This window comes from Pseudomonas sp. A-1, from assembly GCF_004801855.1.
Taxonomy (GTDB): domain Bacteria; phylum Pseudomonadota; class Gammaproteobacteria; order Pseudomonadales; family Pseudomonadaceae; genus Geopseudomonas.
In genome coordinates, this window is sequence record NZ_SSTC01000099.1 from 1 (window position 1) to 13,701 (window position 13,701).

A 13,701-nucleotide genomic window follows, 5' to 3' on the forward strand; every position below is an offset into this window, starting at 1 on the left:
CACGCCGGGGTCGGCGAGGCGGAGCTGGCCGCGTTGACGGCCAGCGCCCGGCGCGAGGCCGAGGCGCGCATGGCCGAGCTGGTCGCCGCCAGCGGCCTGCCGGCCGACGCGGTGCAGCCCCTGGTGCTGCACGGCGACGCCAGCGTGCACATCCTCGATCAGCAGCGGCTGCACGGCAGCGAGCTGATCGTCATCGGCAAGCGTGGCCAGGGCGTTCTCGAGGAGCTGCTGCTCGGCAGCGTGACCCGCCACATCCTCACCCAGGCGCGCAGCGACGTACTGGTGATCTGAGTCGACCCGCGGGCTGACGCAGTTCGTGGACGCCGCCCCGGCAGGCCGGCTATCGTGGCTCCATCCCAAGGACGCCTCCGGCAACGGACCCCGCCATGCCCTCGATCTACCAGCTCAAGCCGCGCTTCCAGGCGCTGCTGCGCCCCGCGGTGCAGCGCCTGCACGCGCGTGGCGTCACCGCCAACCAGGTGACCCTCGCCGCCGCGGCGATCTCCGTGGCGCTCGGCGCGCTGCTCGCCGCCTGCGCCAGCCAGGTCTGGCTGTTCGCCCTGATCCCGCTGTGGATGCTGCTGCGCATGGCGCTCAACGCCATCGACGGCATGCTCGCCCGCGAGTTCGGCCAGCAGTCGCACCTCGGCGCCTACCTCAACGAGCTGTGCGACGTGATCGCCGACAGCGCGCTGTTCCTGCCGTTCGCCCTGCTGCCCGGCGTCAGCCCGCTGTGGGTGGTGCTGGTGACCCTGCTGGCGCTGCTCGCCGAATACGCCGGGGCGATGGGCCCGCTGGCCGGCGCCAGCCGCCGCTACGACGGGCCGATGGGCAAGAGCGACCGCGCCTTCGCCTTCGGCGTGCTCGGCGCCGGGGTGGCCACCGGCCTGCTGCCGCCGGCCTGGCTCGACCCCCTGCTGCTGCTGATCGCCGCCCTGCTGCTCCTGACCCTGGTCAACCGCGTGCGCCAGGGCGTCGTCGAGGCCGCACGCCAGTCACCGCCGGCCTGAGCGCCGACCCGTCGCAGCAAGGAGCACGCCGATGAACGACACCCCGATCCCGCCCAGCGGCGAAGACCTGCCGCCAGCCCCGCCGCCGCCGCGCCCGCCCAGCGGCCCGGCGCAGCGTCTGCTGGCCCGTCTGATCATCGGCTTCGCCCGCCTGCTCACCGGCGCGCGCAGCCTGTGGCGCGGCTGCCTGCCCGAGGCGCGCCAGCGCATCTATTTCGCCAACCACAGCAGCCATGCCGACTTCGTGCTGCTGTGGTCGTCGTTGCCGCCGGCCCTGCGCGCGCGCACCCGTCCGGTGGCCGGCGCCGACTACTGGCAGCGCGACGCCGTGCGCCGCTTCCTGATCCACCGGGTGTTCCACGGCGTGCTGGTCGACCGCGAGCGCAGCTCCGCCGCCAACCCGCTCGAGCCGCTGCTCGCCGCCCTGCACGCCGGCGACTCGCTGATCCTGTTTCCCGAGGGCACCCGCAACCTGACCGACGAGCTGCTGCCGTTCAGGAGCGGCCTGTACCGCCTCGGCCGGGCCTGTCCGCAGGTCGAGCTGGTGCCGGTGTGGATCGCCAACCTCAACCGGGTGATGCCCAAGGGGCGCGTGCTGCCGCTGCCGCTGCTGTGCACGGTGAGCTTCGGCGCGCCGCTGAGCATCGGCGCCGACGAGAGCAAGGAAGCCTTCCTCGCCCGCGCCCGCGACGCCCTGCTCGAACTGGCTGCGGAGGCCGACTGACATGGACCGCGACACCCTGACCCTGTTCGCCGGCATCGGCGCCCTGCTGGCGCTGGCCTCCCTGATCGGCTTCGTCCTCAAGTGGCGCAGCCGCGGCGCCGCCAGCCCGGTGATCGACAACCTCAACGCGCGGATCAACGCCTGGTGGGTGATGGTCGCGGTGCTCGGCGGCGCCTTCTGGCTCGGCCAGGGCGCGGTGATCGGCCTGTTCGCCATCATCTCCTTCTGCGCCCTGCGCGAGTTCATCACCCTGACGCCGACCCGCGCCAGCGACTACCCGGCGCTGGCGGCGGCCTTCTATCTGGTGCTGCCCGCCCAGTACCTGCTGATCGCCCACGACTGGTACGGGCTGTTCGCGATCTTCATCCCGGTCTACGTGTTCCTCCTGCTGCCGATCCTCGCCTCGCTGGGCGGCGATACCACCGCCTTCCTCGAACGCACCGCCAAGGTGCAGTGGGGGATGATGATCGCGGTGTTCTGCATCTCCCACGTGCCGGCGCTGCTGACCCTCGACATCCCCGGCTACGCGGGGCGCAACCTGCTGCTGATCGCCTGGCTGGTGCTGGTGGTGCAGATCAGCGACGTGCTGCAGTACGTCTGCGGCAAGCTGTTCGGCCGGCGCCGGATCGCCCCGCAGCTGTCGCCGTCGAAGACCGTGGAAGGCTTCGCCGGCGGCGTGGCGCTGGCCACCCTGGTCGGCGCCTCGCTGTTCTGGATCACCCCGTTCGGCTTCTGGGAGGCGCTGGCGGTCGCCATGGTGGTCACCCTGCTCGGCTTCTTCGGCGGCCTGGTGATGTCGGCGATCAAGCGCGACCGCGGCGTGAAGGACTGGGGCCACATGATCGAAGGCCACGGCGGCATGCTCGACCGCCTGGACTCGGTGTGCTTCGCCGCGCCGATCTTCTTCCATGTGCTGCGCTACGGCTGGACCTGAACGGCGCTCCGCGGTTGCGGAACGCGCCCGGTAGGGTGCGCAGGGCGCACCCTACGTTGCGCGTCCGTCGCGACTGCCTCAGAACTCCAGGCAGATCTTGCCGAAGTGCCGGTTGCTTTCCTGGTAGCGGAACGCCTCGACGATTTCCTCGAGGGCGAAGCGGCGGTCGATCACCGGGCGCAGGCCGTTGGCGTCGATGGCGCGGACCATCGCCTGCTGCTGGGCGCGGCTGCCGACCAGCACGCCCTGCAGGCGCAGCTGCTTGAGCAGCGCCGGCACCAGCGGCAGTTCGCCGGCCACCCCGCTGAGGATGCCGATCACCGAGATGTGCCCGCCGACCCGCGCGGCGGCCATCGACTGCGCCAGGGTGGCGGGGCCGCCGACCTCGATGACGTGGTCGACGCCGCGCCCGCCGGTGAGCGCGCGGGCGGTCTCGCCCCAGGCCGGATTCGTGCGGTAGTTGATCAGGTGGTCGGCGCCCATGGCCGCGAGGCGCTCGAGCTTGGCGTCGCTGGACGAGGTGGCGATCACCGTGGCGCCGGCCAGCTTGGCGAACTGCAGGGCGAAAATCGACACGCCGCCGGTGCCCTGCACCAGCACAGTGTCGCCGGCCTTCAGCGCGCCGTCGGCCATCAGTGCGCGCCAGGCGGTGAGGCCGGCGGTGGTCAGGGTGGCCGCCTCGGCGTGGCTCCAGCCGCGCGGCGCGCGGGTGAAGGCGCTGGCGCGAGCGGTCACCACTTCGCGGGCGTAGCCGTCGACGCCGTCGCCGGGCACCGTGGCGAAGCCCTCGACCAGCGGCGCGCCGTCCAGCCAGTCGGGGAAGAAGGTGCTGACCACCGAGTCGCCGACGGCGAACTCGTCGACCCCGGCACCCACCGCGATCACCTCGCCGGCGCCATCGGCCATCGGGATGCGTGGCTCGCTCGGCCCCCACATGCCGCTGACCACGGCGAAGTCGTGGTAGTTGAGCGAGCTGGCGTGCAGGCGCACGCTGATCTCGCCCGGACCCGGGGCTGCCGCGGCGCTGCTGCCGACGCTGACCCTGTCGTAGCCGCCGCCCGGCTGGACGTAGATGGCCTTGCCTTGCATGGGGAATCTCCTTCGATGACATGGTTGCGGAACTGACCGGCTGATCTGACCGGAGCCGGGGCGCGCTGTCCAGTCGCACGACGAGCCGGCGCACGGTCGGCGCCGCGATAGCGCATGATCCCGGTCAATACGCGCGGCCGCGGCGGTGCCACCATGAAGCCAAGAGCAAGTCACGGTTTCCCGATGCTGCGGCCGTCATGGCCGCCCCGACCCTTCGCTGTAGCCACGAACCAGGAGTTTGCATGTTTCCCGAATATCGCGACCTGATCACCCGCCTGAAGACCGAAGACGCGCACTTCACCCGTCTGTTCGATGAGCACAACGAGCTGGACCAGCGCATCAAGAACCTCGAGGCGCGCATCGAGCTGGCCACCGATGCCGAGATCGAGACCCTGAAGAAGGAGAAGCTCAACCTCAAGGATCAGCTCTACGTGATCCTCAAGGACGCCGCCGCGGCCTGACGCCCGGCCTTGCCGTCACGGCCCGCCATCCGGCGGGCCGTGTCTTTTCTGCGCCCCGTGCCGGCGGCGGCAGTCCCGCCGTTCAGCCGCGCAGCCACGGCGGCGTCGGTTCCTCGCGTACTGCCGGCGCGTCGGCCGCTTCCAGCGCGGCCTTGCGCCGCGCCTCGTCGGCCAGGGTGGCCTCGATCTCGCGCAGCACCGCGTCGAGGTCGGCGGCTTCCTCCGGCTCGTCGAACTCGCCGGTCAGCACGCTGCTCGGCGTCAGCTTGCCGGCTTCGTACAGCGCCCACATCTCCTTGGCATGCTTGCACTCGCGCAGTTCGGGGGCGAACTGGCCGAAGTAGGCGTTCATGTTGGCGACGTCGCGTTCGAGCATGCGCAGTGCATGGTTGTTGCCGGCGGCGTCCACTGCCTGCGGCAGGTCGATCACCACCGGGCCGTCCGGGCCGAGCAGCACGTTGAACTCGGAGAGGTCGCCGTGCACCAGGCCGGCGCAGAGCATCAGCACCACCTGGCGGATCATGAAGGCGTGGTATTTGCGGGCCTGCTCGGCGGTCAGCTCGACGTCGTTGAGGCGCGGCGCGGCATCGCCGTCGGCGCCGGCGACCATCTCCATCAGCAGCACGCCGTCGAGGAAGTCGTGGGGCTTGGGCACGCGCACGCCGGCGCCGTCCAGGCGGTACAGCGCGGCCACCTCGGCGTTCTGCCAGGACTCCTCCTGCTCGCGGCGGCCGTACTTGCTGCCCTTGGCCATGGCGCGCGCGTCGCGGCTGTTGCGCACCTTGCGGCCTTCCTGGTATTCGGCGGCCTGGCGGAAGCCGCGCTTGTTGGCTTCCTTGTAGACCTTGGCGCAGCGCAGCTGGTTGCCGCAGCGCACCACGTACACGGCCGCTTCCTTGCCGCTCATCAGCGGACGGATGACCTCGTCGATCAGGCCGTCCTCGACCAGCGGCTCAAGGCGTTTCGGGGTTTTCATCGGTTTGTGCGGTGCTCGTTGTGGCGTGGGGAATTCCAGTCTCCCTTATACGGCAAACGGCGCGCGCGGGCATCCGGCCCGCGCCGTGCTCAGCGCCGGAGAGCCGCCTCGGCCAGCGAGCCGGCGATGCCGAGCGCGCTGCCGGCCACCTCGCCGAGACGGCCGAAGCCGCAGCGCCACAGCGCCACTTCGCCGACGTACGGATTGCCCCAGCCCATCTTGCAGGCGATCGCCTGGTTGCGCCTGCGCTCGGCCTCGCTGGCCGGGTGCAGGCGGTGCCAGGCCTCGTAGCGCTGGCGGTCCTGCTTGGACAGGCGCAGCTGGTAGCGCTCGTGCATGTACAGGTAGGTGCGCGCGATGGCGCCGCGAGTCGCCTCGGGGGGCATGGCCTGGCGGCTGCGGAAGTCGATCACCATCCCGCACCGGCCGTATTGCCCGGGACTGGCGGACAGCCGGTCGGTGAACGGGAAGTTGCTGCGGTCGCCGTTGACCTCGCCGATGGCCGGCACCAGGTTGTGCAGGTCGGCCTCGGCGCGGGCGAACACCGGGTCCCTTTCGCTGCAGCGGTCGCGCCCGCCCTGCTGCCAGCACTGGCGCTGGTGGCCGATCACCCAGGCCGGCACCACGTGCTCCCACTCGATGCGCGCGGCGCGCTGGGCGTTCCTGCGCGGGCGGTAGCCGCAGCTGGCCAGGTCGACGCGGTTGCCCTGGTAGGCGCAGCCGCAGTAGAAGGTCTGCCCCCGCTCGCCGTGGATGTCGCGGGCGATCCGCTTGGCTGCCTGGAAGCTGTCCGGGGCCTGCGGCGGGATCAGGAAGGCCGCGGCCAGCGCCGCCAGCAGGGCGATCCCCAGTTGCAGCAGGCGGTTGGCGGGTTTCTTGCGGGCCGGTTTCCGTCTGGCCGGTTTGCGCATCTTGGGTCTCACTCCACGCTGTCGAGGGGCGCGACTCTAGGCAGCGCCGCGCTCCGGGGCAAGGCCGCGCCCGTCGCGCCGCTGGCGGGCGGGCGCGCATTCGCCGGCAATCCACAGTAAAATGCTGCGTTTTTCCGACGCCCTGCGAGTCTGCCGCGCCATGACCACCGCCTTCCGTCCCGAACTGCTCTCCCCCGCCGGCACGCTGAAAAGCATGCGCTACGCCTTCGCCTACGGCGCCGACGCGGTGTACGCCGGGCAGCCGCGCTACAGCCTGCGGGTGCGCAACAACGAGTTCGACCACGCCAACCTCAAGCTGGGCATCGACGAGGCCCACGCGCTGGGCAAGAAGTTCTACGTGGTGGTCAACATCGCCCCGCACAACGCCAAGCTGAAGACCTTCATCCGGGACCTCGAGCCGGTGGTGGCGATGGGCCCGGACGCGCTGATCATGTCCGACCCGGGGCTGATCATGCTGGTGCGCGACCACTTCCCCGCGCAGGCGATCCACCTGTCGGTGCAGGCCAACGCGGTGAACTGGGCCTCGGTGGAGTTCTGGCGGCGCATCGGCGTCAGCCGCATCATCCTCTCGCGCGAGCTGTCGCTGGAGGAGATCGCCGAGATCCGCGAGCAGGTGCCGGCCATCGAGCTGGAGGTGTTCGTCCACGGCGCGCTGTGCATGGCCTACTCCGGGCGCTGCCTGCTGTCCGGCTACCTCAACCACCGCGACCCCAACCAGGGTACCTGCACCAACGCCTGCCGCTGGGAGTACAAGGTGCACGAGGGCAAGGAGGACGAGCTGGGCAACGTCGTCCACGTCCACGAGCCGATCCCGGTGATGCAGATCGATCCGCGCGCCGCTGCGTCGGGCGCCGCTGCGTCGGCGGTCGAGCCGACCCTCGGCGCCGGCGCGCCCACCGACCAGGTGATGCTGCTGGAAGAAAGCAACCGTCCCGGCGAGTACATGGAAGCGTTCGAGGACGAGCACGGCACCTACATCATGAACTCCAAGGACCTGCGCGCCGTGCAGCACGTCGAGCGCCTGACCCAGATGGGCGTGCACTCGCTGAAGATCGAGGGCCGCACCAAGAGCCACTACTACGTGGCGCGCACCGCCCAGGTGTACCGCAAGGCGATCGACGACGCGGTGGCCGGGCGGCCGTTCGACATGTCGCTGATGGACACCCTGGAATCGCTGGCCCACCGCGGCTACACCGAGGGCTTCCTGCGCCGCCACGTGCACGACGAATACCAGAACTACCAGCACGGCTACTCGCTGTCCGAGCGCCAGCAGTTCGTCGGCGAGTTCACCGGGGTGCGCAAGGACGGCCTGGCCGAGGTGACGGTGAAGAACCGCTTCCAGGTCGGCGACCTGCTCGAGCTGATGAGCCCGCAGGGCAACCTCAACTTCCGCCTCGAGCATATGCTCGACAAGAAGGGCGAGAGCGCCACGGTGGCGCCGGGCGACGGCCATGTGGTCTACCTGCCGGTGCCGGAGGAGGTCGACCTGCAGTACGCGCTGCTGATGCGTCACCTGGACGGCGGCAGCACCCGCGGCTGAGCCGGCGCACCCCGGGGCGGCGCCGGCTCAGCCGCGCGCTTCAGGCGAGGGCGCTGACCCTGGGTTTCTGCGCGTCCAGCAGCCCGGCCAGCGTCAGCGCCTCCACCGGGTGGCTGATCAGGTAGCCCTGGATCTCGTCGCAGGCGTGCTCGCGCAGGAACTCCAGCTGCGCCGGCCGCTCCACCCCCTCGGCCACCACCTGCAGGCCGAGGCTGTGGGCCATGGCGATGATCGCCCGGGTGATCGCCGCGTCGCCGCCCTCGCCGGCGTCCAGCTCGCGGATGAAGGTGCGGTCGATCTTCACCACGTCCACCGGCAGGTGCTTGAGGTAGCCGAGCGAGGAGTAGCCGGTGCCGAAGTCGTCGATCGCCAGGCGCACGCCGAGGGCGCGCAGCTCGCGGAACTGCCCGGCCAGGGTCTCGACGTTGTCGGCCAGCTGGCTCTCGGTCAGCTCCAGCTCCAGCAGGTGCGCCGGCAGGCCGGTTTCCGCGAGGATCGCCGCGACCCGCGCGACGAAGCCCGGCTGGCGCAGCTGGGCCATGGCGACGTTCACCGACACGCGCAGCTCGGCCAGCCCGCTCTGCCGCCACTCCTGCGCCTGGCGGCAGGCCTGGCGCAGGACGAAGTCGCCGATGGCGGTGATCTGCCCGGTCTCCTCGGCCAGGCCGATGAAGCCCCCCGGCGACAGCAGGCCGAACTCCGGGTGGCGCCAGCGCACCAGCGCCTCGGCGCCGTGCAGGCGCTCGCTGCGCAGGGTCAGGCGCGGCTGGTAGAACACCTCCAGCTGGCTGCGCTCCAGCGCCTTGTCCAGCTGCGCCTCGAGCAGCAGCCGCTCGCGGCTGCCGGTACGCAGGCTGTTGCGGTAGAACTGCAGGTTGTTGCCGCCCAGCTGCTTGGCGTGGCGCATGGCCATGCTCGCCTGGCTGAACAGGCTGGCCGGGTCGCCGGCGACGGACAGCAGGCCGATGCCCAGCGAGGCGCCGACCACCATCTCCTGGCCGTCGACCTCGATGCCCTGGCGCAGCACGGCGAGCAGGCGCCGGCCGAGCGGCTCGAGCTCGCCAGCCGGGCCGCCGCTACCGAGCAGCACGGCGAACTCGTCCACCGCGATGCGCGCGATGGTGTCGGCCTGCGGCAGGCTGGCGCGCAGGCGCTGGGCCATCTCGCAGAGGATGCTGTCGGCGGCCTGGTGGCCGAGGCTCTCGTTGAGCAGCTTGAAGCGGTCGAGGTCGAGGTGCAGCAGGGCCAGTTCGCCGCCCGCGGCGCGCACCCGCGCCACGGCGGCGTCGAGGTTCTCCAGCAGCAGGCTGCGGTTGGCCAGCCCGGTCAGCGGATCGTGGCTGGCGAGGAAGCGCCGCTGCGCCTCCTCGGCGCGGCGCGCCTGCTCGCTCTCGCTGAGCGCGCGGGTGCGCTCGCTGACCCGCTCCTCCAGCGCCCGCTGCGCGGTGCGCAGCTCGGCCTCGACCTGCTGGCGCTGGCGCACCTCGCTGGCCAGTTCCTGGTTCATGCGCATGCTGGCCTTGCGCGCCTGCTCCTGGAACTCCAGCAGCGACTGGTTCTGGAAGCGGTGCAGCAGGTTGCGCTGCCAGGCGCGGTTGATCTGCCAGGCGCTGACCAGCAGGGCCGGCAGCAGGAGCAGGCCGAACACTCCCCAGCCGCGCAGCTGCAGGTCGTCGCTGCCGAGCAGCGACAGGCTGGAAGGCAGCAGCGCCGGCAGGGCGAAGGCGAGGAAGGCGCGCAGGCTGGCGGCGTAGGCCACGCTGGCGGAGATGGTCGCGGTGGCCAGCAGGCCGTAGACCAGCGCCTGCTGCAGCGGCTCGGCCAGCGGCATCAGCAGGATGCCGGCCAGCGCCAGGGTCAGCCCCGAGGCGGCGGCGCCGAGCAGCAGGGTCAGCCGCCACATCGGGTCGGCCTGGCGTGCGGCGGGGGCGCGCTGGAAGGTGCGGGTCTGCCACAGGCGCAGGCCGACCAGCAGGCCCAGCCAGCCGAGCAGGGCGGCGAGCATGCCGGTGCGCTGCTGGTCCCAGAGCAGGACGACGCAACTGAGGCCGCCGAGCAGCATCAGCAGGCTGGGCAGGCGCGAACCGCGATACAGCTGGCGGGTCAGCGCGGCATCGATCGCCACGGCGTACTGCTGGCGTACCGCCTGGGGGTCGATGGCCGGCGGCTGGACATCGTGGGAGAAGAGAAAGGTCATGGGCGCAACTTGTGCTGTTGTTCTTGTCGTATCGTCCCGGACATGTGCGCCAGCTCTCCCTGCGTCGGTGGGCCGGCACTTCCGGCCAGGCCAGAGTTTGCCGCGTCTTCGCCCCGACCGCTAGAATGCCGCGATGCGCGAAGACCTATCCTTTCTGCTCAGTTCCCTCAACGATGCCCAACGCCAGGCGGTCGCCGCCCCGCTCGGCCGCCAGCTGGTGCTGGCCGGCGCCGGCTCCGGCAAGACCCGCGTGCTGGTGCACCGCATCGCCTGGCTGATCGAGGTGGAGGGCGCCGGGCCGCACTCGATCCTCTCGGTCACCTTCACCAACAAGGCCGCCGCCGAGATGCGTGCGCGCATCGAGCAGCTGCTCGGCAGCAGCCCGGCCGGCATGTGGGTGGGCACCTTCCACGGTCTCGCCCACCGCCTGCTGCGCGCCCACTGGCAGGAGGCGGGGCTGGCGGAGAACTTCCAGATCCTCGACTCCGACGACCAGCAGCGCCTGGTCAAACGGGTGATCCGCGAGCTGGGCCTCGACGAGCAGCGCTGGCCGGTGCGCCAGGCGCAGTGGTTCATCAACGGCCAGAAGGACGAGGGCATCCGCCCGCGACACATCCAGCCGGCCGGCGACCTGTACCTGGCCACCATGCTCAACATCTACAGCGCCTACGAGGCCGCCTGTGCGCGCGCCGGGGTGGTCGACTTCGCCGAGCTGCTGCTGCGCTCGCTGGAGCTGTGGCGCGACAACCCGGGCCTGCTCGAACACTACCGCCAGCGCTTCCGCCACATCCTGGTCGACGAGTTCCAGGACACCAACGCCGTGCAGTACGCCTGGCTGCGCCACCTGGCCGCACCCAGCGGCAGCGCCGGCACCAGCCTGATGGTGGTCGGCGACGACGACCAGTCGATCTACGGCTGGCGCGGCGCGCGCATCGAGAACATCCAGCAGTTCGAGCGCGACTTCAGCGACGCCGAGACCATCTGCCTGGAGCAGAACTACCGCTCCACCGCACGCATCCTCGAGGCCGCCAACGCACTGATCGCCAATAACCAGGGGCGCCTGGGCAAGCAGCTGTGGACCGAGGGCGACGAGGGCGACCCGATCAGCCTGTACGCCGCCTTCAACGAACACGACGAGGCGCGCTTCATCGTCGAGCGTATCCAGGACGCCGTGCGCAAGGACGGCCTGCAGCGCCGCGAGATCGCCATCCTCTACCGCTCCAACGCCCAGTCGCGGGTGCTGGAGGAAGCGCTGCTCAGGGAGAAGATTCCCTACCGTATCTACGGCGGCCAGCGCTTCTTCGAGCGCGCCGAGATCAAGAACGCCATGGCCTACCTGCGCCTGATCCGCCAGCGCGACGACGACGCCGCGCTGGAGCGGGTGCTCAACCTGCCGCCGCGCGGCATCGGCGAGAAGACCGTGGAGATCCTCCGCGAGGTGGCGCGCAGCCAGCAGCTGTCGCTGTGGCGCGCCCTGCACCAGGCGGTCGGCCAGAAGCTGCTGCCCGGCCGCGCCGCCGGCGCGCTGAACGCCTTCGTCGAGCTGATCGACACCCTCGCCCTGCGCGTCGAGGACATGCCGCTGCACCTCCTGACCCAGACGGTGATCGAGCAGACCGGGCTGATCCCCTTCCATCTCGCCGAGAAGGGCGAGAAGGGCCAGACCCGCGTCGACAACCTCGAGGAGCTGGTCAGCGCCGCGCGTTCGTTCGAGAGCGGCGAGGACGAGCTGTCGCCGCTCGCCGCGTTCATCGACCATGCCGCCCTGGAGGCCGGCGACGCCCAGGCCGACGAGGGCGAGGACAGCGTGCAGCTGATGACCCTGCACAGCGCCAAGGGTCTGGAGTTCCCGCTGGTGTTCCTCGCCGGCATGGAGGAAGGCCTGTTCCCGCACAAGATGAGCCTCGAGGAGCCCGGCCGCCTCGAGGAGGAGCGCCGCCTCGCCTACGTCGGCCTGACCCGCGCCATGCAGCGCCTGGTGCTGACCTACGCCGAGACCCGCCGTCTGTACGGCAGCGAGACCTACAACAAGGTGTCGCGCTTCGTCCGCGAGATTCCGCCGGGGCTGGTCCACGAGGTGCGCCTGGCCGGCAGCGTCAGCCGCCCCTTCGCCGGCAAGAGCAGCGTGGCCAGCCCGTTCGCCGGGGCCGGCGTGCCGGACACCGCCTTCGCCCTCGGCCAGCGTGTGCGCCACGCCCTGTTCGGCGAGGGGGTGATCCTCAACTACGAGGGCTCCGGCGCGCAGGCGCGCGTGCAGGTCAACTTCGACGGCGAGGGCAGCAAGTGGCTGATGCTGTCCTACGCCAAGCTGGAAGCGCTCTAGCGCGGCATTCCATACAACAACACCAACAAGGCCGCCCGTCGGCCCCATCGAGCAAGGGAGAACACCCGATGAATCGTCGCCAACTGTTCGGCGCTGCCGCAGCGCTGCTGGCCGCCATGGGCCTGGCCGGCTGCAAGGACGAACCCGCCGCGCAACAGGGCGCCGCGCAGCCGGCGCAGACCTTCACCTGGAAGATGGTCACCTCCTGGCCGAAGAACTACCCCGGCCTGGGCACCGGCGCCGAGGGCTTCGCCCAGCGCGTCAACGCCATGAGCGGCGGCCGCCTGACCGTCAAGGTCTACGCCGGCGGCGAACTGGTGCCGCCGCTGGAGGCGTTCGACGCCGTGTCCCAGGGCACCGCCGAGCTGGCCCACACCACCCCCTACTACTGGAAGGGCAAGACCCCGGCCGCGCAGTTCTTCACCGCCGTGCCCTTCGGCCTGTCGACCATGGAGATGCACTCCTGGCTGAGCCATGGCGGCGGCCAGGCGCTGTGGGACGAGGCCTATGCGCCGTTCGGCATCAAGCCGCTGGCCGCGGGCAACTCCGGCATGCAGATGGGCGGCTGGTTCAACAAGGAGATCAACAGCCTGGAAGACCTCAAGGGCCTGAAGATCCGCACTCCGGGCCTCGGCGCCGAGGTCTACAACCGCCTGGGCGCGACCACCGTCAACCTGCCCGGCGGCGAGGTGTTCACCGCCATGCAGACCGGCGCCATCGACGCCACCGACTGGGTCAGCCCGTACAACGACCTGGCCTTCGGCATCCACAAGGCCGCCAAGTACTACTACTTCCCGGGCTGGCAGGAGCCGCAGGCGGTCATCGAGCTGCTGATCAACAAGAAGGCCTGGGACAGCCTGCCGGCCGACCTCAAGGCCATCGTCGAGGAAGCCGCGCGCGGCTCCGTGCAGGTCATGCTCGAGGAGTACGCCTTCAACAACGCCAAGGCCCTCGGCGAGCTGAAGAAGCAGGGCACCGAGCTCAAGCGCTTCCCCGACGAGGTGCTGGCCGCCATGCGTCACGAGTCCGAGCAGGTGCTCGACCAGCTGGCCGCGCAGAACGAGCTGAACGGCCGCATCTGGGCCTCGATGAAGGCCTACCGCGAGCAGGCGGTGGAGATGAGCAAGGTCACCGACAAGGAACTGTACAACTGGCGCTGAGTCCAGCCTGCCCGGCGGCGCTACGGCGCCGGCGGGCTCCCGCCCTCTTCCCGCGCAACAGTCCGAAACAATCTGCAACTGGCCGCCTGCCCGGCGCTGGGCAAAGATGACGCGCGTGAATCACCACACCGAGAGCACTCTCAACATGCAACGAATCCTCAGCCTGGCGATGGCCCTGTGCCTCAGCCTGACGCTCAGCGTCGACGCCTTCGCCGCCAAGCGCTTCGGCGGCGGCAAGTCCGCCGGCTCCGCGCCGATGCACCAGACCCAGCAGCGCCAGACCCAGCAGGCGGCGCCGGCGCCCACCGCGCCGGCAGCCGGCGCCATGGCCGGTGCCGCCGCCAAGCCCAGCGGC

At 70.8% G+C, this 13,701-nt stretch carries 12 protein-coding genes and 1 pseudogene; 9 read left to right on the forward strand and 4 right to left on the reverse strand.

Features of this window, described 5'->3' with window-relative positions; genetic code table 11:
* The 4 genes from E5198_RS17920 to E5198_RS17935 form a co-directional block, all read left to right on the forward strand.
* The coding region (locus E5198_RS17920; RefSeq protein WP_136491319.1) for a universal stress protein at positions 1 to 291 on the forward strand (291 nt) is incomplete at its 5' end.
* Positions 292 to 386: 95 nt separating this feature from the next.
* Positions 387 to 1,010, forward strand: a complete 624-nt coding sequence (locus tag E5198_RS17925) for a CDP-alcohol phosphatidyltransferase family protein (protein WP_136491320.1) — start codon at positions 387 to 389, stop codon at positions 1,008 to 1,010.
* 31 nt (positions 1,011 to 1,041) lie between these two features.
* Positions 1,042 to 1,734, forward strand: coding sequence for a 1-acyl-sn-glycerol-3-phosphate acyltransferase (locus E5198_RS17930; protein WP_136491321.1), 693 nt, complete (start codon positions 1,042 to 1,044; stop codon positions 1,732 to 1,734).
* A 1-nt stretch (position 1,735) separates the two neighbouring features.
* Positions 1,736 to 2,668: a phosphatidate cytidylyltransferase gene (locus tag E5198_RS17935; RefSeq protein WP_136491322.1), complete on the forward strand. Its 933-nt coding sequence runs from the start codon at positions 1,736 to 1,738 to the stop codon at positions 2,666 to 2,668.
* Between the two features lie 78 nt (positions 2,669 to 2,746).
* On the opposite strand, the gene E5198_RS17940 is transcribed toward E5198_RS17935, so the two are convergent.
* Positions 2,747 to 3,757, reverse strand: coding sequence for an NAD(P)-dependent alcohol dehydrogenase (locus E5198_RS17940; protein ID WP_136491323.1), 1,011 nt, complete (start codon positions 3,755 to 3,757; stop codon positions 2,747 to 2,749).
* Positions 3,758 to 3,999: 242 nt separating this feature from the next.
* On the opposite strand from E5198_RS17940, the gene E5198_RS17945 reads away from it, so the two are divergent.
* On the forward strand, positions 4,000 to 4,218 hold the full coding sequence (locus E5198_RS17945; protein WP_136491324.1) for a YdcH family protein: 219 nt from the start codon (positions 4,000 to 4,002) through the stop codon (positions 4,216 to 4,218).
* A gap of 82 nt (positions 4,219 to 4,300) precedes the next feature.
* Here the strand turns inward: E5198_RS17945 and E5198_RS17950 are convergent, their stop codons facing one another.
* Complete coding sequence (locus E5198_RS17950) at positions 4,301 to 5,194, reverse strand: PA4780 family RIO1-like protein kinase (RefSeq protein ID WP_136491325.1); 894 nt, start codon at positions 5,192 to 5,194, stop codon at positions 4,301 to 4,303.
* A gap of 89 nt (positions 5,195 to 5,283) precedes the next feature.
* A complete protein-coding gene (locus E5198_RS17955) occupies positions 5,284 to 6,105 on the reverse strand; it encodes an endonuclease (protein WP_136491326.1) in 822 nt (273 codons plus the stop codon).
* A gap of 160 nt (positions 6,106 to 6,265) precedes the next feature.
* On the opposite strand from E5198_RS17955, the gene yegQ reads away from it, so the two are divergent.
* On the forward strand, positions 6,266 to 7,666 hold the full coding sequence (gene yegQ / locus E5198_RS17960; protein WP_136491327.1) for a tRNA 5-hydroxyuridine modification protein YegQ: 1,401 nt from the start codon (positions 6,266 to 6,268) through the stop codon (positions 7,664 to 7,666).
* Between the two features lie 40 nt (positions 7,667 to 7,706).
* Here the strand turns inward: yegQ and E5198_RS17965 are convergent, their stop codons facing one another.
* Positions 7,707 to 9,863 carry a bifunctional diguanylate cyclase/phosphodiesterase gene (locus E5198_RS17965; RefSeq protein ID WP_136491328.1) on the reverse strand — a complete coding sequence of 719 codons (2,157 nt, stop codon included), beginning with the start codon at positions 9,861 to 9,863 and terminating at the stop codon, positions 7,707 to 7,709.
* A 133-nt stretch (positions 9,864 to 9,996) separates the two neighbouring features.
* Between E5198_RS17965 and uvrD the strand changes: the two genes are divergently transcribed.
* From uvrD to E5198_RS17980, 3 genes and pseudogenes are all read left to right on the forward strand, one after another.
* Complete coding sequence (uvrD, locus tag E5198_RS17970) at positions 9,997 to 12,186, forward strand: DNA helicase II (RefSeq protein ID WP_136491329.1); 2,190 nt, start codon at positions 9,997 to 9,999, stop codon at positions 12,184 to 12,186.
* A 68-nt stretch (positions 12,187 to 12,254) separates the two neighbouring features.
* Positions 12,255 to 13,346 carry a TRAP transporter substrate-binding protein gene (locus E5198_RS17975; protein WP_136491330.1) on the forward strand — a complete coding sequence of 364 codons (1,092 nt, stop codon included), beginning with the start codon at positions 12,255 to 12,257 and terminating at the stop codon, positions 13,344 to 13,346.
* 145 nt (positions 13,347 to 13,491) lie between these two features.
* Positions 13,492 to 13,701 (forward strand): annotated as a pseudogene (locus tag E5198_RS17980) (hypothetical protein); the annotation flags it as partial.

Excerpts from the sequence above, each read along its gene's own strand:
- E5198_RS17925 (WP_136491320.1), top strand. The coding sequence starts at position 387 with ATGCCCTCGATCTACCAGCTCAAGCCGCGCTTCCAGGCGCTGCTGCGC.
- E5198_RS17930 (WP_136491321.1), top strand. The coding sequence starts at position 1,042 with ATGAACGACACCCCGATCCCGCCCAGCGGCGAAGACCTGCCGCCAGCC.
- E5198_RS17935 (WP_136491322.1), top strand. The coding sequence starts at position 1,736 with ATGGACCGCGACACCCTGACCCTGTTCGCCGGCATCGGCGCCCTGCTG.
- E5198_RS17940 (WP_136491323.1), bottom strand. The coding sequence starts at position 3,757 with ATGCAAGGCAAGGCCATCTACGTCCAGCCGGGCGGCGGCTACGACAGG.
- E5198_RS17945 (WP_136491324.1), top strand. The coding sequence starts at position 4,000 with ATGTTTCCCGAATATCGCGACCTGATCACCCGCCTGAAGACCGAAGAC.
- E5198_RS17950 (WP_136491325.1), bottom strand. The coding sequence starts at position 5,194 with ATGAAAACCCCGAAACGCCTTGAGCCGCTGGTCGAGGACGGCCTGATC.
- E5198_RS17955 (WP_136491326.1), bottom strand. The coding sequence starts at position 6,105 with ATGCGCAAACCGGCCAGACGGAAACCGGCCCGCAAGAAACCCGCCAAC.
- yegQ (WP_136491327.1), top strand. The coding sequence starts at position 6,266 with ATGACCACCGCCTTCCGTCCCGAACTGCTCTCCCCCGCCGGCACGCTG.
- E5198_RS17965 (WP_136491328.1), bottom strand. The coding sequence starts at position 9,863 with ATGACCTTTCTCTTCTCCCACGATGTCCAGCCGCCGGCCATCGACCCC.
- uvrD (WP_136491329.1), top strand. The coding sequence starts at position 9,997 with ATGCGCGAAGACCTATCCTTTCTGCTCAGTTCCCTCAACGATGCCCAA.
- E5198_RS17975 (WP_136491330.1), top strand. The coding sequence starts at position 12,255 with ATGAATCGTCGCCAACTGTTCGGCGCTGCCGCAGCGCTGCTGGCCGCC.